A 17,822-nucleotide genomic window follows, 5' to 3' on the forward strand; every position below is an offset into this window, starting at 1 on the left:
CGGATGTGAGCACCGAACCGGTCGATCCGGGCGACGGCGGGGGCACTCCCCCGCCGTCGCCGTGTTGCGCGCCGCGACGCCCGCCCGCCGCCGCCGGCACCGGCGCCGCGGCGGGCGCGAGCGCCGTCCGCTCACCACACGGGGGTACGGACGACGTGATCGCGCTGCCCGGCGGCACCTTCCTCATGGGCACCGACGACCCGGAGGGCTTCCCGGAGGACCTGGAGGGACCGGTCCGGCCGGTGGCTGTGGCCCCGTTCGCGATCGCCGCGACACCGGTGACGAACCGGCAGTTCGCCCGCTTCGTCGACGCCACCGGCTACCGCACGGACGCGGAACGGTACGGCTGGTCGTTCGTCTTCCACCTGCTGCTGGCACCGTCCGCGCACCGGTACGTGCTGGACGCGTCGGTGCCGCAGGCGCCGTGGTGGCTGGCGGTCGAGGGAGCGCACTGGGCCGCCCCGGACGGGCCCGGTTCGGACGTACGCGGGCGCGAGCGGCACCCCGTCGTGCACGTCTCCCACCGGGACGCCGAGGCGTACTGCCTGTGGTCCGGCACCCGGTTGGCCACCGAGGCCGAGTGGGAGTACGCGGCGCGCGGCGGCCTGTCCCAGGCGCGCTACGCCTGGGGCGACGAGCTGACCCCGGACGGGCGGCACCTGTGCAACATCTGGCAGGGTGCCTTCCCTGCTGTCAACACCGCTGAAGACGGGTTCGCAGGCACCTCTCCGGTGACCGCGTTTCCGCCGAACGGCTACGGCCTGTACGACGTCGCGGGCAACGTTTGGGAACTCACGGCCGAACCCTGGCGCGACCGCCGCGGCCGTATCTCACCAGGTGAGAGCGTCATCAGGGGTGGTTCGTACCTGTGCCACGACTCTTATTGCAACCGTTACCGCGTGGCAGCACGGAGTCGGACCACCGTTGACTCCTCAAGTGGCAACACCGGGTTCCGCGTGGCGCGGTAGTCCGGCGCTGATTGGTACCTGCCGACCCCGCTGAACTGGCCCTTTTGCATCGGGTAGCACGCTCATAGTGTCCCGCCTCACAGGCTACGAGCGCCCTTGGCGTTCTTCGCGATGGGACACACGAATGAATCGGCTGAAGATAACGCTGCCCGCCGTGCTGCTCGCCACGGCGCTGGCTCTGACCGCGTGCAGTAGCGATGGTGACTCGGAGACCACCACCGGCGGTGGTTCCGGCAACGGTACGGTCACCCTCGGCGCCTACCTGGAGCCGGTGAGCCTCGACCTGACCGCCGAGGCCGGCGCCGCGATCCCGCAGGTCCTGCTCTACAACGTGTACGAGGGCCTGGTGCGCCAGAACGCCGGCACCGGCGAGGTGGAGCCGCTGCTGGCCAGCGAGTGGAAGGTGTCCGACGACGGCACCAAGTACTCGTTCAAGCTGCGCGACGGGGTGACCTTCCACGACGGCCAGAAGCTCACCGCGCAGGACGTGGTGTGGAGCTTCAAGCGGGTCACCGCCGAGGGCTCGACGAACCCGTTCAAGTCGCAGATGACAGTCGTGAAGACCGTCGAGGCGCCTGATGCCTCCACCGTGGACGTGACGCTGTCCCGGCCCAGCCAGAGCTGGCTGTTCGACGTCGCCGGCCGCGTCGGCGTGGTGCTCAAGGAGAACGCCACCGACCTGGGGACGAAGCCGAACGGCACCGGCCCGTTCAAGTTCGACAAGTGGAACCGCGGCGACAGCATCACGCTGGTGCGCAACGACGGCTACTGGGGTGAGAAGGCCAAGGTCGGCACCGCCGTCTTCCGGTACATCACCGACGCCAACGCGCTGAACAACGCGATGCTCTCCGGTCAGCTCGACATCGTGGCCAACATCCAGGCGCCGCAGCTGCTCGAGGTGTTCAAGGGCAACAAGCAGTTCGAGGCGGTCGAGGGCAAGACGACCGGTGAGGTCGTCCTGGCGATGAACAACGCCAAGGGCCCGCTGGCCGACGCCCGGGTGCGCCAGGCCATCCGCCACGCGATCGACCACGACGCGCTCATCAAGACCGTCTGGTCCGGGTACGGCACGAAGATCGGCAGCATGGTGCCGCCGAGCGACCCGTGGTACGAGGACCGCACCGGAGACTTCCCGCACGACCCCGCCAAGGCCAAGCAGCTGCTCGCCGAGGCCGGCCACGCCAACGGGCTCACCCTGACCATGGACGTCCCGCCGCCCGGCTACGCCCGCGCCTCCGCGCAGTTCGTCGCCTCGCAGCTCGCCGAGGTCGGCATCAAGGTGACCCAGAACAACGTCGAGATGCCGCAGTGGCTCGACAAGGTGCTCGGCAAGGCCAACTACGACCTGTCCATCATCGCCCACGTCGAGCCGCGTGACCTGGTCCGCTACGGCCAGCCGGAGTACTACTACCGCTACAAGAACCCGGCCGTCACGCAGCTCATGAACGAGGCCGACACGGCTCTGGACGCGGCGACCCGGGACAAGAAGTTCGCCGAGGCCGCGAAGGTCATCTCGCAGGAGGCCGCCAGCGACTGGCTGTTCCTGCTGCCGAACCTCGCGGTGATCCGCGACGGCGTCGAGGGTTACCCGAAGGACGCGGTGACCCAGTCCTTCGACGTCACCAAGGTGTCCAAGAAGTAGCCCAGCACCACGCACAGAAGGACCTGGTGGGCTTCCGCCCACCAGGTCCTTCTGTCATTCCCCCGCTCCCCCTCCCCCCTCCCCGCGATCTTGCACTTGCTGCCCCTGGTGCGGAAGATTTGACCCCGTTCGTCGGGACACCAAGTGCAAGATCGACGGTCCAGGGGGGGCCGGGGTTGCCCGGGAGCCGTGGTCGGTGCGCAGTGGACTGACGCAGTCGAGGTGTGTCGCCTCCGTGAAACCCTGCGTGCCCGAGGGCTCGGGGCGTTGACACAACGCACTGCCGAGTGAGGGCTGAACCGCGGGTGGACGCGTTCCGCCCCGTCGACGACCACGCCCAGCCCTACGGTGTGGCCTCCGTGCTCTGCGCCAGCGCGACGCAACGAGCTGCCGAGGGCAGCTCATTCCCGCTCCCTCGGCACACCGAAGGGCTGACGTGCTGCCAAGTGGCTCGGCCTTGAACGCCCTCCTCCGTCGATCTTGGAGTTGTGGCGCCTGGGATGCCCTGTATGCGAGCTGTGCGAGGTGCCACAACTCCAAGATCGACGGTCATGCCGGGCGCGGACGATCCATCGGCCGGCGACCTGGGAACGACGCGAGGCGGGCCCCGTCCGGGTGGACGGAACCCGCCTCGATCGTCACGCGCCTACTGTGCCGGCGCGAGGTGAGACAGCGGCTGTGTCAGCTGAGCCCGCCGGACGGCGCCCGGCGGCGTCCCCGCAGGTGCATGCCCAGCAGGCCGACACCGAGGACGGCGGCGGCCAGCAGGCCCGTGGTCACGCCCGTCGAGAGCGTGGGGCCACCGGTGTTGCCGGAGGCGAGAACCATGCCGTTCTGCGACTCCTGACCGGCGTCGTTCGTGGTGTTGCCCGCCGGAGCGGCGTTCGGCTTGCCCTTGCCCTTGCCCTTGTCCTTGCCCTTGTCGGCACCGGCCGGCGCGGGGACCGGGGTCTGCGCCAGCGCCTGGGTCGCCTGGGCGAAGGTCTCCGGCGTCACGTCCGGGGCGTTGCCCTGCGTACGCCACTGCTTGAGCTGCTTCATGCCCTTGCAGGCCGAGGGGTAGCGGTCGCAGTAGCTGGTGGTGTTGCCGATGCTCTCGGACGAGAGGACCGCCTTGGCGATGGCACGGGCGAGCGTGCTGGCGCCGGCGTTGAAGATGGCGTTGAGCTGGCGGCTGTCGGCCGGGTCGTTGATCTGGAGCGCCTCGCCCTTGCCGGTGGACACCGCGAACACGGTGTCGCCGTCGCCGAGCGTGTGGATCGGGCTGATCGCGCGGGCCATGCCGTCGTGCGCGTTGCCGGACATGCGCTGCGCGGCGGCCTTCTCCAGCGGGGCGTTGGTGGCCACCACGGCGATCGTGGTGTTGGCCGGCTGCTCGGCGGCGGCGGCCGGCGGGGTCGGCGGGTTGCACTCCTTCTTCTTGGGAGCCTTGTACCCGGCGAACTCGTTGCCGATGCCGTACTTGACGCCGTACAGGGTGCAGTCGGCCGGGTCGACCGGGGAGCCGGCCGGGTTCACGATCACCATCGCGCCGACGTAGATGCCGTCGCCGAGGTGGACGCTCGCGGTGCCGACGCCGCCGCGCATGCCGCCGCCACGGGCGCCGGTGCCGCCGCCGACGCCGCCCTGGCGGACGGGACCGTCCGAGGTGGCCTGTGCCGCGAGGTAACCCCACTCGGCGGAGGTGCGGGCCTTCGGGTCGCCGCCGCGGCCGAGGTCGAAGATGTCCGCGGCCGGCACGATCGGGGCCACGCCGCCGGCGCCGACGCGTACGCCCTCGCCCCGGTCCTCCAGCCAGCGGATGATGCCGTTGGTGGCCGACAGCCCGTACATGCTGCTGCCGCCGAGCTGGATCGCGTTGACGCCCGGGTTGGAGTTGAGCGGGCTGAGCAGGTCGGTCTCCTTGGTGGCGGGGGCGCCACCACGCTGGTCCACACTCGCCACGGACATCTGCGGCATGTAGACGACCGAGGTGCCGGTCAGGTACGGAGCGGTGTCGGACTGGACCTGGCCGACCTGGATGCCGGGAACGTCGGTGATGGCGTTGTGGGCACCCGGTGCGCCGGCGGCGGGGTTGGCCGACGCGGGCGACGCGACGAGCACGAGTCCCGGACAGACCAGGGCTGCCGCGGCGAGCGCGGCGAATCTGGACGACTTCATGCAGCTTCTCCCATGCGAAGCGGTGCGACCTCCGCCCCGATCCGGGGCGGTCGATGCATTGGGCAACTGGTGGTCCCCCGTGGTACACGACGAGATGTGGGGGAGGCTACTGGTCAGACCAGTTGAAGGGAAGAGCCTGCTCAGCTGATGGCCGGCTCGGATAATCCGAGGTCAGGCCACATCAGGCGGATTCAGAGCAATACGTCCACCATCGAGCGCCGCGCCTCCGGCACGTACTCGGCGTAGTAGTGGTGCAGCTCCTGGCGGGTCAGCCGGGCCACCTCGTCGGCCTCTCCCGCGCGCATCGCGTCGATGACCCGGCGGTGGTGCGCGAGCGTGCGCTCCATCAGCGCCTCACGATCCGGGGCCTCCGCGAGCTTCGTGGAGATCAGATCGAGCACCATGCTGCGGACCGCGTCGAGGCAGAGCACCAGCAGCTCGTTCCCGGACAGGCGGGCGACGTGCTCGTGGAAGCGGACGTCCGCCGTGCTGAACGCCTCGTAGCCGTCGGCCACCGCGTCCCGCATGCCCGCCAGCGCCTGCTCGAGTTCGTCCAACTCGGACGGTGACGCCTGCCGGGCCGCGACCGATCCCGCCGCCGATTCGATGATCATGCGGAACTGGAGCAGCTCCGCCACGCCGAGCCGCCGGCTGTCCACGACCCGGGCGAACAGCTTGCGCATCGCCGAGGCGGTCGAGGCGATCACCTGGGGCCCGAGCGGGTCACCGGGGCGCGAGCGGACCAGGCCGCTGCTCTCCAGCACGCGCAGCGCCTCACGCACGGTCGACCGGCTGACGTCGAACTGGGTCGTCAGCTCGCGCTCGCTGGGCAGCCGGTCCCCCGGCCGCAGATCGCCGGCGGCGATCCGCTCCTCGACCTGCCGGACGATCCCCTCGTACGCCCTCACGGTTCGCACTGGAGCGAACGAGACAGCCTTCGGCATGGCGAACCTCCCGACGCACGGCGGCCTCGCGCCGCTGGGAACAACGGTACGGGTCGTCTGCCCGCCGGAGGGGCAGGGTCAGGCGGCAGGAGGCGGCGAGCCCATCGCCACGTCGTCGACCTTGATGTTGATCTCGTCGACCCGCAGCCCGTACGCCTCGACGGCGGACGCGACAGCGGCCCGCACCTCGTCGGTGACCTGCGGAACCGGGTGACCGGCCGCGATCACGAGGACCAGGTTGATCACCGCCGCGCCGTTCGTGACGTGGGCCGAGCAGCCCCGGCGGGCGTCGCCGACCTGATCGAGCCCGACCCGGTCGAGCACCGCGTTGAAGAACCGGGCCACGTCACCGCCCAGCTCGGCCACCCCGGGCACCCCGCGGGTGGCGGCCACCGCGATCTTCTCCACCACCTCGTCGGAGACGTGCGTGGTCCCGCCCGCCACCGCGTCCGGCGTGATCGACAGTTCCTGGGTCGCCTCGTCAGCCATGCTCTCCCACCCGTCGCACCGCCCCGCGCCGACGGCGTGGGGCGGTGCGAGCGTACTAGGCGCGGGCGTTCCGCAGTGGACGGAGCCCGGTTCAGCGCGCCCCGGCCGGCGCCGGCTCGCCGACGATCCCGTCCAGCCCGCCGGAGGTGTCCGGCGCCGGGTGCGGCCCGGTTCCGCCGGCCGTCCGCTCCCGGCGCCGGAGCCACCAGTCGACGCCGAGGTTGAGCAGCAGGCCGACCGCTGCCCAGATCGCCACGACGGCGAGGTTCCGCCCGACGCCGACGCCGTCGAAGTAGGTGAGCGACCGGGCCGTGTCCACGGCGGCGGGCAGCGGCAGGACGCCCTGGAGCGTCCGGAAGAACTCCGGCACCATGTAGATCGACAGGCCGCCGCCGGAGGCCGGTACGCCGGCCATCATCAGCACCACCATCATCAGCACCACCATCATCGGGACGATCGCGGCGAGGCCGAAGGTGCGGGTGAAGACCCCGGTCACCGACGACACGGCGAAGATGGTGAGGGCCCCGAAACCGATCATCTCCAGGGCGCTCCCGTCGACCGCGCCGATGATCACGTCGAACAGCAGCCACAGCCAGGTGGCCATGCCGATCGCCCAGCCGCCGAGGATCGGCAGGAACTGGCGCAGCCGCCGCAGGTGCGGTGCCCCGCCCCGGAGCACGGCGAGCATCAGGAACCCGGACATGATCCAGGACATGCCGACGTACAGGCTGTTGCTGCCCATCGTGTCGGTCCCGCTGAGCGGCGCCACGTCGGTGACCGCCAGCGGCGTCTGCTGCCCGGCGGCGACCTGGCGGAACATGGTCTGCACCATCATGTGCTGGCTGGAACCGGCGGCCGACGACGAGTACAGGGTCGCCTCGCCGCCCGGTGTCGCGGGCAGCACGTACGCGGCGACCAGGTCCTGGGCGAGGATGCGCTCCCTCGCCTCGTCCACCGACGTGGCCACGGAGATGTCGGCGACCCCGCCGAGACCGGCCCGCAGGCCGGCGGCGACCTGCTCCGCCTGCTCGGGGACGGCGGCGACCACGGCTACCGGGATGTCGTGCGGCTCGGGCTTGTGCATGGAGAAGCTCATCAGGCCCACCACGGCGACCAGGATGCTCAGCGGGAACGCCGCCACCGTCACGTACCGGAACCGCTTGGACCGCGGCGGGCCGCCGGCGAGTGCGGGCAGCGGCGTGTCCGGGCCGTCGACCTGCGGCGCCTGCGGGATCGGCGCCCCGCCGCGCTCCTTGATCAGGCAGAGCAGCACGGCGGCGACGATCCAGGCGGCGAGCGTCAGCAGGTGGACGCCGATGCCCCGGCCGTCGAAGTAGAGCGCCGACCGCAGCGCCTCACCCGCCGCCGGCAGGGGCAGCACCCCGTGCAGGAACTGGAAGAAGCCGGGCATCGTGTCGACCGGCAGCGCCAGGTTCGACGCGGGCATGCCGAGCACGACGAAGAACAGCATCCCGAGCAGAACCGCCAGCGGCCCCATCACCTTGGTGAAGAGCAGCTGGGCGAGACCGACGGCACCGGTCGTGAGCATGCCGACGCCGAGGAACGTGAGGTAGTGGCCGTCGACCGCGCCCACACCGGGTCCGAGGATCAGCCAGATGATCGTGCTGGTCAGCGCCGACCAGCCGGCCGCCAGCGGAACGAACCGCCGCAGGCGCAGCAGGTGCGGGGTGGCCATCAGGAGCATGCTCAGCGGTACGTAGCCGGCGAGCATCATGCCCATCGCGGCGAACAGCACCGAGATGCCGGCCCGGTCGTCGTCGGGCAGCGGCGCGACGTCCTCGGTCGTGGACGCCCACTGCTGCTGCACCGCGATCGGGGCGAGGAGCTGTTGCGCGGTGCCGGCGCGGGAGGCGCCGGCCGCCGACGCGGTGATGATCGTCGCCTGGTCCGAACCCGCCACCGGGAGCTGCAACGCGCCGCTGATCTCCCGGTCCCGCAGGAGTTCCACGGCGGCGTCCCGGGACGCGACCAGCCGGGCCTCGACCGGCTCACCGGCTGCGGCGTTCAACGCGTCGACGACGCCCTGGGCCTCGGCGCCGCTGCCGATCACCGCCACCGGCATCTGGCGGGGGTGCGGCGAGTGCATCGTTCCCACGTAGGTCGCGAACATCATCGTGACCATGAGGAACGGCATGACGAAGAGGGCGACCGAGCGGATGATCCGCTCCTTGCGGTCGGCGGCGGTCGGCTCGGCGGGCGCCGGGTCGGTGGAGGGCGGCACAGGCATGCTCCGGGTGGGTTCACGGCTGCGTCGGCAGCCAAACGTAAGTCAAGTGACTTACGAAGTGTAGGTGACGCGTCCCCCGGAAGACGAAACGACTAGGTTTGGCCTGCGCCACAGCTGGGCGCCGGTCCAGGGGAAGAGAGGGTTCATGGCACGGTCGGAGGCGGCCCGTACCGCGCTGCTCGACGCCGCCGAACGCCTGTTCGCCGAGACGGGGATCGCGCAGGTCTCCGACCGCAGGATCGCCGAGGTTGCGGGCAACACGAACCACTCCGCGGTGCGGTACTACTTCGGCGGCCGGGAGGGCCTGCTCCGGGCCCTGGTCGCCCGGCACATGGACGCCCTGGCCGAACCCCGCCGGGCCATGCCCGAGCAACCCGACTCGGTGCTCGGCGACGTCCGCAGCCTCGTACAGCCGTCCATGGCGGTGCTCGCCGGCCTGCCCCGGCCGAGCTGGCGGGCACGTTTCCTCGCCCAGGCCCTGCACGACCCGACGCTGCGGGTGCTGATGCGCGAGGCGTTCGAGTCGGCCTTCGTCGACCTGCCGGTCCGCGCCCCACTGGCGTCCCGCCTGGCGCACCTCGATCCGGGGGTGGTGGCCGGCCGGGCAGCCCTGATCGCCCGCATCGTCATGACCGCCACCGCCGAGGTCGAGGCCCGCGCCGAACAGGACGGGCAGGACCCGCGCTGGCTGGACGTCGGGGACTTCCTCGCCGACGCCATCGCCGGCATGCTGGCGGCCCCGGTCAGCCGGGCCGCCGGAACCGCCAACCCGCTCACCGAAGCGGAACTCTGAGAGGCCGGCCGGGGCGACCCGGCCGGCCGCGCCTCAGGAGCCGAGCTGGGAGAGCAGTTCCTCCGCCGCGGCGTACGGATCGATGGCGCCCTCGGCCATCTTGGCCGCGAGCGTCGGGAGCTGCGTACCGTCGCGCAGTGAGCCGATCCGGGCGCGCAGCACGCCCAGCGCGATGGCCTCGATCTCGGCGGCGGCCCGCGCCTCCCGGCGGCGGCGCAGCTCGCCGTGGCGCTCCAGCCAGTCGCGGTGCTTGTCGATCGCGGCGGCGATGTCGTCGATGCCCTCGGCGCGGGCGGCGATCGAGCGCACCACCTGCGGCCGCCACTCCCCCGGCCCGCGCTCGCCGAGCGCGATCATGCCCTGGATGTCGCGGACGGTGGCGTCCGCGCCGTCCCGGTCGGCCTTGTTCACCACGAAGACGTCGGCGATCTCCAGGATGCCGGCCTTGACCGCCTGGATCGCGTCGCCCATGCCCGGCGCGAGCAGCACGAGCGTGGTGTCGGCCAGCGAGGCCACCTCCACCTCGGCCTGCCCGACGCCGACGGTCTCGACGAGCACCACGTCGCAGCCGGCGCCCTCCAGCACCCGCACCGCCTGCGGCGTCGCCGCGGAGAGACCGCCCAGGTGGCCCCGGCTGGACATCGAGCGGATGTAGACGCCCGGGTCGGTCGCGTGGTCCTGCATCCGGACCCGGTCACCGAGGATCGCGCCGCCGGTGAACGGGCTGGACGGGTCGATGGCCAGCACGCCGACCCGGTGACCGCGCGCCCGCAGCGCCCGGACCAGCTCGTTCGTGGTCGTCGACTTGCCCACGCCGGGCGAGCCGGTCAGGCCGACCACCTGGGCGTGCCCGGCGTACGGCGCGAGCGCCGCCGCCACCTGCGGCAACACCTCGTCGCCGGACTCGACCAGGGTGATCAGCCGGGCCACCGCGCGGGGGTCGCCCGCGCGGGCCCGTTCCACCAGCATGGGTACGTCCCGGCTGCGGCGCACCGGGCCGGTGGCCGCCGCCGGGGCGTTACTCGCGTCGTTCAAGACAATCAGCTCTCGGCGCCGTTCGGTACGTGGATGATCAGCGCGTCGCCCTGCCCGCCACCGCCGCAGAGCGCGGCCGCGCCGGTGCCGCCGCCGCGCCGCTTCAGCTCCATCGCGAGCGTGAGGACGAGGCGGGCGCCGGACATGCCGATCGGGTGGCCGAGCGCGATCGCGCCGCCGTTGACGTTGACCTTGTCGGGGCTGATGCCGAGGTCACGGGTGGACTGAATGCCCACCGCCGCGAACGCCTCGTTGATCTCGATGAGGTCGAGGTCCTCGATGCTCAGGCCACCCTTCTTCAGGGCGTGGTTGATCGCGTTCGAGGGCTGCGAGTGCAGGGAGTTGTCCGGACCGGCCACGTTGCCGTGGGCGCCGATCTCGGCCAGCCAGGTCAGGCCCAGCTCCTTGGCCTTGGCCTTGCTCATCACGACCACGGCGGCGGCGCCGTCGGAGATCGGCGAGGAGCTGCCGGCGGTGATGGTGCCGTCCTTGGCGAAGGCGGGACGCAGCTTGCCGAGCGACTCGGCGGTGGTGTCCGGGCGGATGCCCTCGTCCTCGCTGATCACCAGCGGGTCGCCCTTGCGCTGCGGGATGACCACCGGGGTGATCTCGTCGCCGAAGTGGCCGTTCTTCTGCGCGGCGGCGGCGCGCTGGTGGCTGGCCGCGGAGAACGCGTCCTGCTCCTCGCGGGTGATGCCGTGCTTCGCGCCGTGGCGCTCGGTGGACTCGCCCATCGAGCAGCAGTCCCAGGCGTCGGTGAGGCCGTCGAGGGCCATGTGGTCCTTGACGGTCACGTCGCCGTACTTGTAGCCGGAGCGCTGTCCGAGCAGCAGGTGCGGGGCGTTGGTCATGGACTCCATGCCGCCGGCCACCACGACGTCGAACTCACCGGCCCGGATGAGCTGGTCGGCGAGCGCGATCGCGTCCAGCCCGGAGAGGCAGACCTTGTTGATGGTCAGCGCCGGGGTGGACATCGGGATGCCGGCCTCGACGGCCGCCTGCCGGGCCGGGATCTGCCCGGCGCCGGCCTGGAGCACCTGGCCCATGATCACGTACTGGACCTGCTCGGGCGCGACGCCGGCGCGCTCCAGGGCCGCCTTGATCGCGATGCCACCGAGCCTGGTCGCGGGGAGGTCCTTGAGGTTGCCCAGCAGGCGCCCCATGGGGGTCCGCGCGCCGCTGACGATCACCGAAGCCATTGCCTGCCTCCGAGGGGGTGCCGACCTGTACGCCTTAACGATTGTTCGGTCAGACTAGCGTCATGGCTGAGAACTCCCCCGTCGAGCCCGCTGCCGAGTTTGTCACAGACATCGGCCTGCGCCGCATCGACCACGTCGGGATCGCCGTTGCCGACCTGGACGCCGCGATCGACTTCTACCAGCGCACGTTCGGGATGCGCTGCGTGCACACCGAGACCAACGCCGAGCAGGGCGTACGCGAGGCGATGCTCGCGGTCGGCCCGGACGCCTCCGGCGGCATGGTGCAGCTGCTCGCCCCGCTCTCGCCGGACACCACGATCGGCAAGTTCCTGGACAAGCGTGGTCCCGGCATCCAGCAGGTGGCGTACACGGTGGCGGACATCGACGTGGCCTGCGCGGCGCTGCGCGAGCGCGGCGTCCGGCTGCTCTACGACGCACCCCGGCGCGGCACGTCGGACTCCCGGGTCAACTTCGTGCACCCCAAGGACGCCGGCGGTGTGCTGATCGAGCTGGTCCAGCCCGCCTGAGGCGTAAGGAAGGGCCCCGTCTTAACAGACGTCTGTTAAGAAGGGGCCCTTCCTAACACGTGGGAACGCGCGGCAGTGCGCGCTTGCACGTTCCCACGGACACCTCCACGCATCGGTGGATGCAGTTTTTCACAGAGGGCTTCCCGCTTTAGCTACCGTTCAGTAACGTCCGCCCGAACAGCAGCGGCGACCGGTGCCGGAAGTGTCGATTGCCGACATGGCGGTCCCGTCGCACCGGCGCCGACGATGGCAGCACCCCTGCCCGCGTCGTGCGGGTGCGGACTAACGGGAGGTCACCGTGCAGGACATCCTCGAAGCGATCATGGCGGCGGAGGGTTCGTCGCAGCCGGAGCGGGAGCTCGCCGGCCTCGCCGGACTGCCCGTGCCGGAGAGCTACCGGGGCGTGGTGGTGCGTGCCGAGGACACCCGCATGTTCGAGGGCATGGCCACCCGCGACAAGGACCCGCGCAAGGCGCTGCACGTGCAGGAGGTGCCCACCCCCGAGCTGGGCCCGGGTGAGGCGCTCGTCGCGGTGATGGCCAGCGCGATCAACTACAACACGGTGTGGACGAGCATCTTCGAGCCGCTGCCCACGTTCAAGTTCCTCCAGCGCTACGGCCGGCTCTCCGAGCTGACCCGCCGCCACGACCTGCCGTACCACGTGGTCGGCTCGGACGCCGCGGGCGTGGTGCTGCGTACCGGGCCGGGCGTGACCAAGTGGAAGGCCGGCGACGAGGTGGTGGCGCACTGCCTGTCGGTCGAGCTGGAGGACTCCGCCGGCCACGACGACACGATGCTCGACCCGCAGCAGCGGATCTGGGGCTTCGAGACCAACTTCGGCGGCCTGGCCGAGCTGGCGATCGTCAAGGCCAACCAGCTGATGCCGAAGCCGCGCCACCTGAGCTGGGAGGAGGCGGCCAGCCCGGGGCTGGTCAACTCCACCGCGTACCGGCAGCTCGTCTCGCACCACGGCGCGAACATGAAGCAGGGCGACGTGGTGCTGATCTGGGGCGCCTCCGGCGGCCTCGGCGGGTACGCCACCCAGATGGCGCTCAACGGCGGCGCGATCCCGGTCTGCGTGGTCTCCTCCCCGGAGAAGGCCGAGCTGTGCCGCAAGATGGGCGCCGAGCTGGTCATCGACCGGACCGCCGAGGGCTTCAAGTTCTGGTCCGACGAGCAGACCCAGGACCAGGACGAGTGGCGGCGCTTCGGCGAGCGCATCCGCGAGCTGACCGGCGGCGAGGACCCGGACATCGTCTTCGAGCACCCGGGCCGGGAGACGTTCGGTGCCAGCGTCTACGTCGCCAAGAAGGGCGGCACGATCGTCACCTGCGCCTCCACCAGCGGCTTCAACCACCAGTACGACAACCGCTACCTGTGGATGCACCTCAAGCGGATCGTCGGCAGCCACTTCGCCAACTACCACGAGGCGTGGCAGGCCAACCGGCTGGTCGCGCTCGGCAAGGTGCACCCGACCGTGTCGAAGACGTACGCGCTGGAGCAGACCGGCCAGGCCGCGTACGAGGTGCACCGCAACGCGCACCAGGGCAAGGTCGGCGTGCGGTGCCTCGCCCCCACCGACGGGCTCGGCGTCCGCGACATCGAGATGCGTTCGCGCCACGAAAGCGCCATCAACCGGTTCCGCGGTCACTGACCGTACGGTCGCCCCGGATTGCCTTTCCGGCCGACCCGGTCACCATTCGACTGACGTACGCAACAAAGGGCCGCGGGTTCCGACCCGCGGCCCTTTCGCGCCACCTTCCCCGGTGACGTCCCACTCGACCGACCCGCGCGGGAGCTGCCAAGATCGCCGATTGGTCCGGTCCGCACGGCCGACGGAGTTGACCATGTAAACCGGACGCGAAAGCTGCCGACCACTCTTGCGAACCACCCTGGGGGGTCTGCGAGTATGTCCCAATGCCCCAGCAGCAGTCCTCCCCTCTTGCGTTCTTCGATAACGCGAACTCACAGCCCGATTTCACCGTTGGCCTGCGTGGTTACAACACCAACCAGGTCGACGACTTCATCGGCCGCCTCAGCGCCGCCCTGAGCCAGTCCGAGCAGGCCCGTGCCGAGGCCGAGCAGCGGATGAACGACGCGCAGCGCCGGCTGCGGCAGGCCGAGCAGCGCCAGAGCGCGCTGGAGCAGAAGCTCACCGAGACCAACAAGCAGCTCGAGGAGAACAGCCGGCCGACGCTCTCCGGCCTGGGCACTCGCGTCGAGCAGATCCTGCGGCTGGCCGAGGAGCAGGCCAACGACCACCGCAACGAGGCCAAGCGCGAGTCGGAGGGCATCCTCTCCGCCGCCCGCCTCGAGGCGCGTGAGATCACCGACAAGGCCCGCGCCGAGGCCGCCGCCATGAAGGCGACCGCCGAGCGCGAGGCCGGCAGCGTCCGCACCGCCGCCGAGCGCGAGGCCGCCGAGGTCCGGGTGCAGGCCCGCCGTGAGGCCGACACGCTGCGCGCCGACGCCGACCGCGAGACCAAGCAGCTGCGTACGGTCACCGCGCACGAGGTGGCCGAGCTGAAGTCGACTGTCGAGCGCGAGGTCGCCACGCTGCGCGCCACCGCCGAGCGGGAGATCACCCAGCAGCGGGCCAAGGCCGCCCGGGAGGCCGAGGAGAAGCGCGCCGAGGCGACCAAGCTGCTCACCGACGCACGCGACAAGCGCGACAAGGACCTCCAGGCCCTGGAGCTCCAGCTCGCCGAGCGGCGGGAGAAGGCCGAGCGCGAGGAGTCGGAGCGGCACGCCGCCCAGGTCGCGCAGACCCAGAAGCTGGTGAACGAGGCCGAGCAGCGGGCCCGTGCCGCGCAGGAGCGCGCCAAGGAGATCGAGCAGCGGGCCGAGGCCCGGCGGGTCGAGTCCGAGCGCACCGCCAACGAGACCGTCGACAAGGCCAAGGCGCTGGCCGACAAGACGCTCAACGAGGCCCGTGCCGAGGCGCAGCGGGTGCTCAACGAGGCCCGCACCGAGGCCGAGCTGACCACGCAGGCGGCCCGTCGCGAGGTCGAGGACCTGACCCGCCAGAAGGACGCGGTCACCTCGCAGCTCGGCCAGATGCTGTCCGGCCTGGCCGGCATCGTGCCGGGCGTGCCGGCCGGCGGCAAGGCCGAGACGCCGAAGGCGGACGCCGCCGGGCAGAAGGTGACGGCCGAGTCGGCCGGCTGATCGGCACACCCGCTGTCGGGGGCATGAGCCACGGCGCGGGGTGACACCGGGTGACCGGTGTCGCCCCGCGCCGTCATGCTTGTGCGGCCCGTTTCGCCAGGAGGGTGAAGTAGCTCCCAGAAGGGGCGTCCGTATCGCCCCAGCAGAGCCGGATGCGTGTGAGGATGGGGGCATGTCGCACGGCGAGGAACTGTTCGCGCTCGGCGGGGACGTGACGACGGAGCCCAGCTTCGAGTCCGCCCTGCGGGGATACGAGAAACGACAGGTCGACCGCTACGTCGCTCGCGCGGAGCACGAGATCGCGGCGTTGACCACCGAGCGGGAACAGGCGTACACCCAGATCCACAAGCTGGCCGGTCAGGTCGAGGTGCTCCAGCGCGACCTGGCCCAGGTGCGCAAGCAGGCGGCGGTCGTGGACCGGGCGTCGTTCCGGCACCTGGGTCCGCGCGTCGAGCAGATCCTCACGATGGCCGAGGAGCAGGCCGACGAGATCCTGGCCGCCGCGAACGAGGAGATCGAGGCCCGTCGCGCCGCCGCCGAGCACATCGTCGAGGAGGCCCGGGAGCAGGCCGCCCAGGCGCTCAAGGACTTCGAGATCGCGCTGGCGGCCCGCCGGACCGAGGAGGAGCGGCACACCGCCGCCCGCAAGGCCGAGGCCGAAGCCACGCTGAAGGCCGCCAAGGACGAGTCGGCGAAGCTGCGCAAGGACGCGCAGGACGAGTCGACGAGGCTGCGGACGGCGGCCCAGGACGAGGCCGAGAAGCTGCGCCGGACCGCCCAGGACGCGCTGGCGAAGGCCCAGCAGGAGGCCACCCAGCTCCGCGACACCGCCAAGGAGATCCACTCCCGGGCACAGCAGGAGGCCGCGCGGCTGCGCGAGGCGGCCAAGGAGGCGCTGGCCAAGGCCCAGCAGGAGGCGAGCCAGCTCCGCGAGGCGGCCAAGGAGGTGCACGCCAAGGGCCAGCAGGAGGCCAAGCGGCTCACCGACGCCGCCGCCGAGGCCGGCCGGGCCACGCACGCCAAGGCGCTGGCCGAGGCCAAGAAGATCGTGGACGACGCGGAGGAGGCCGCCAAGGCCACCCGCGGCCGGGCCCGCAGCGAGGCCAACCGGCTCACCACCGAGGCCGCCGACGCCGGCAAGCGCAACCGCGCCGAGGTCGAGGCGTACGTGCAGCGCATGCGCACCGAGACCGAGGCGTACGTGCAGCAGGCCCGCGCGCAGACCCAGCAGGAGCTGGGCGCGTGGCGGGCCGGGGTGGAGAAGGAGGTCACGGAGCGGCGGGACGGCGCGGAGAAGGAGCTGGCCCAGCGCCGGGCCGCCGCCGAGCAGGAGTTCGCCAAGCGCCGCGACGAGCTGGACAAGCAGCACGCCAAGCGGCAGGAGGAGTTGGAGCAGGCGTACACCACGCGGCGCGACGAGATCGAGCGCACCGCCGCCGACGTCCGGCAGGCCGCCGAGGCCGACGCGCTGAGCATGCGGCAGCAGGCCGAGCTGGAGGCCGCCGAGCTGCTGCGCCGCGCCGAGGCGGACGCCGGCGCGCAGCGCCGCAAGGCCGACGAGCACGTCGCGGCCTCGCGACGCCAGTTCGAGGAGTACGCGGCCACGACCCAGCAGCACCTCGCCACCACGCAGCAGCACCTGGCCGCCACCCAGCAGGAGGTGGCCGCCGGCCGGCAGCAGCTCGCCGGCGTGATGCTGGAGATCGCCAAGGCTCAGCAGGAGCTGGCCGACCTGCGTACCGAGACGTGGAAGTCGCGGCAGGAGTCCGACGACCTGCAACGCCGCCTCACCGACCTGCGGCGCGACGCCGACTCGGCCGGGATCGCGGCCACCCCGGTCGACCCGGACGATCTCGCCGCCGCCTCCACCGGCCGGTCCACCGGCGACGGCACGCCGGCGGGCGAGGGCACGCCGGTCACCAGCGGCGCGGAGAGCCCCGGCGACACCCCGGCCGGCGGCGGTGCGCCGGTGGCCGCGAAGGGCACCGCCACCGCGGTCCCCAACGGCGCCGGGCCGGCCAAGGGTGACGGCGAGCCCGCCGACGCGGGCAAGGCGAAGCCGGTCGGCGAACCGGTGACCACGATGGACTCCCCCGGCGGAGCAGGCGTCGACGGCGAGCCCACAGTGGCTGCCGTGCCGGGTGAGGGCGGCCGGGGCGCCACCCCCACGAAGATCACCAGCACCGGTGAGAACGGCAAGCGCCCGACAAAGCCGACCACCGACGAGCGCAGCGCCAAGCCCAGCACGGTGACGGTCGACAAGGACTGATCCACCCCGAACTGGCGGGCCCAGCGCCACGTCGGCGAAGTGGCGGCATCCCACCCACCCGGACCACACCACCTCCCCGAACTGGCGGGCGACCCGCGCCAGGGCGGCCTGCCGGGACGGCCCGGCGGGGCGGCCCGCCGGGACGGCCCGGCGGGTGGCGGTGGTGGGATGGTCGGGGCGGACGGCGGCGACTACCCTGCGGGCAGAGGGCCGCGCGTCGGCCGGGGACGGCACCGGCGGGCGAGCCGGGCAGCGGGGAGGCACGGGTGTCACAGGAGGGTTCCGCCGCCCGGGACGACGAGGCCGCGGACGTGAACACCTCCGGCTCCCCCACCGGCGACGCGAGGCCCGCAAGCGGCACCACGGGCACCGCGAGTGAG

Annotated in this window: 13 protein-coding genes; 7 read left to right on the forward strand and 6 right to left on the reverse strand. The window is 72.0% G+C overall.

The features are described 5' to 3' along the window. The first annotated feature begins 5 nt into the window (after positions 1-5). Together FB455_RS08920 and FB455_RS08925 are read left to right on the forward strand one after the other, a co-directional pair. Positions 6-968 carry a formylglycine-generating enzyme family protein gene (locus tag FB455_RS08920; protein ID WP_145752864.1) on the forward strand — a complete coding sequence of 321 codons (963 nt, stop codon included), beginning with the start codon at positions 6-8 and terminating at the stop codon, positions 966-968. Positions 969-1,092: 124 nt separating this feature from the next. Continuing rightward, positions 1,093-2,610, forward strand: coding sequence for an ABC transporter substrate-binding protein (locus tag FB455_RS08925; protein WP_145752866.1), 1,518 nt, complete (start codon positions 1,093-1,095; stop codon positions 2,608-2,610). 681 nt (positions 2,611-3,291) lie between these two features. On the opposite strand, the gene FB455_RS08930 is transcribed toward FB455_RS08925, so the two are convergent. The 4 genes from FB455_RS08930 to FB455_RS08945 form a co-directional block, all read right to left on the reverse strand. Further along, a complete protein-coding gene (locus FB455_RS08930; protein WP_145752868.1) occupies positions 3,292-4,770 on the reverse strand; it encodes a P1 family peptidase in 1,479 nt (492 codons plus the stop codon). A gap of 191 nt (positions 4,771-4,961) precedes the next feature. Then, on the reverse strand, positions 4,962-5,678 hold the full coding sequence (locus tag FB455_RS08935; RefSeq protein ID WP_316250342.1) for a FadR/GntR family transcriptional regulator: 717 nt from the start codon (positions 5,676-5,678) through the stop codon (positions 4,962-4,964). 114 nt (positions 5,679-5,792) lie between these two features. Beyond that, entirely contained in the window at positions 5,793-6,203 is a 411-nt protein-coding gene (locus FB455_RS08940; RefSeq protein ID WP_013288217.1) for an Asp23/Gls24 family envelope stress response protein, read from the reverse strand. A 91-nt stretch (positions 6,204-6,294) separates the two neighbouring features. Next, a complete protein-coding gene (locus FB455_RS08945) occupies positions 6,295-8,451 on the reverse strand; it encodes an ABC transporter permease (protein WP_486481515.1) in 2,157 nt (718 codons plus the stop codon). Positions 8,452-8,596: 145 nt separating this feature from the next. Here FB455_RS08945 and FB455_RS08950 point away from each other — a divergent pair, with 145 nt between their 5' ends. Beyond that, on the forward strand, positions 8,597-9,244 hold the full coding sequence (locus FB455_RS08950) for a TetR/AcrR family transcriptional regulator (protein ID WP_145752872.1): 648 nt from the start codon (positions 8,597-8,599) through the stop codon (positions 9,242-9,244). 33 nt (positions 9,245-9,277) lie between these two features. Here FB455_RS08950 and meaB read toward each other — a convergent pair whose 3' ends face one another. Continuing rightward, a complete protein-coding gene (meaB, locus tag FB455_RS08955; RefSeq protein WP_145752874.1) occupies positions 9,278-10,279 on the reverse strand; it encodes a methylmalonyl Co-A mutase-associated GTPase MeaB in 1,002 nt (333 codons plus the stop codon). A gap of 5 nt (positions 10,280-10,284) precedes the next feature. After that, on the reverse strand, positions 10,285-11,478 hold the full coding sequence (locus FB455_RS08960; RefSeq protein ID WP_030271409.1) for an acetyl-CoA C-acetyltransferase: 1,194 nt from the start codon (positions 11,476-11,478) through the stop codon (positions 10,285-10,287). Positions 11,479-11,540: 62 nt separating this feature from the next. Here FB455_RS08960 and mce point away from each other — a divergent pair, with 62 nt between their 5' ends. The 4 genes from mce (at position 11,541) to FB455_RS08980 (ending at position 17,442) form a co-directional block, all read left to right on the forward strand. Further along, positions 11,541-12,005, forward strand: coding sequence for a methylmalonyl-CoA epimerase (gene mce, locus FB455_RS08965; protein ID WP_030271412.1), 465 nt, complete (start codon positions 11,541-11,543; stop codon positions 12,003-12,005). Positions 12,006-12,303: 298 nt separating this feature from the next. Then, positions 12,304-13,659 carry a crotonyl-CoA carboxylase/reductase gene (gene ccrA, locus FB455_RS08970; protein WP_013475377.1) on the forward strand — a complete coding sequence of 452 codons (1,356 nt, stop codon included), beginning with the start codon at positions 12,304-12,306 and terminating at the stop codon, positions 13,657-13,659. Positions 13,660-13,922: 263 nt separating this feature from the next. Next, the gene (locus FB455_RS08975; protein ID WP_013288224.1) at positions 13,923-15,173 is read left to right on the forward strand and encodes a DivIVA domain-containing protein; all 1,251 of its coding nucleotides are present in this window, start codon (positions 13,923-13,925) and stop codon (positions 15,171-15,173) included. 172 nt (positions 15,174-15,345) lie between these two features. Beyond that, the gene (locus tag FB455_RS08980; protein ID WP_013288225.1) at positions 15,346-17,442 is read left to right on the forward strand and encodes a hypothetical protein; all 2,097 of its coding nucleotides are present in this window, start codon (positions 15,346-15,348) and stop codon (positions 17,440-17,442) included. Positions 17,443-17,822 lie beyond the last annotated feature (380 nt).

The sequence above is a fragment of the Micromonospora sp. CNZ296 genome, assembly GCF_007827635.1.

What these genes read in the sequence shown, in the direction of transcription:
- FB455_RS08925 (WP_145752866.1), top strand. Translation starts at nt 1,093, where the DNA reads ATGAATCGGCTGAAGATAACGCTGCCCGCCGTGCTGCTCGCCACGGCG.
- FB455_RS08950 (WP_145752872.1), top strand. Translation starts at nt 8,597, where the DNA reads ATGGCACGGTCGGAGGCGGCCCGTACCGCGCTGCTCGACGCCGCCGAA.
- mce (WP_030271412.1), top strand. Translation starts at nt 11,541, where the DNA reads ATGGCTGAGAACTCCCCCGTCGAGCCCGCTGCCGAGTTTGTCACAGAC.
- FB455_RS08960 (WP_030271409.1), bottom strand. Translation starts at nt 11,478, where the DNA reads ATGGCTTCGGTGATCGTCAGCGGCGCGCGGACCCCCATGGGGCGCCTG.
- FB455_RS08930 (WP_145752868.1), bottom strand. Translation starts at nt 4,770, where the DNA reads ATGAAGTCGTCCAGATTCGCCGCGCTCGCCGCGGCAGCCCTGGTCTGT.
- FB455_RS08975 (WP_013288224.1), top strand. Translation starts at nt 13,923, where the DNA reads ATGCCCCAGCAGCAGTCCTCCCCTCTTGCGTTCTTCGATAACGCGAAC.
- FB455_RS08980 (WP_013288225.1), top strand. Translation starts at nt 15,346, where the DNA reads ATGTCGCACGGCGAGGAACTGTTCGCGCTCGGCGGGGACGTGACGACG.
- FB455_RS08940 (WP_013288217.1), bottom strand. Translation starts at nt 6,203, where the DNA reads ATGGCTGACGAGGCGACCCAGGAACTGTCGATCACGCCGGACGCGGTG.
- FB455_RS08945 (WP_486481515.1), bottom strand. Translation starts at nt 8,451, where the DNA reads ATGCCTGTGCCGCCCTCCACCGACCCGGCGCCCGCCGAGCCGACCGCC.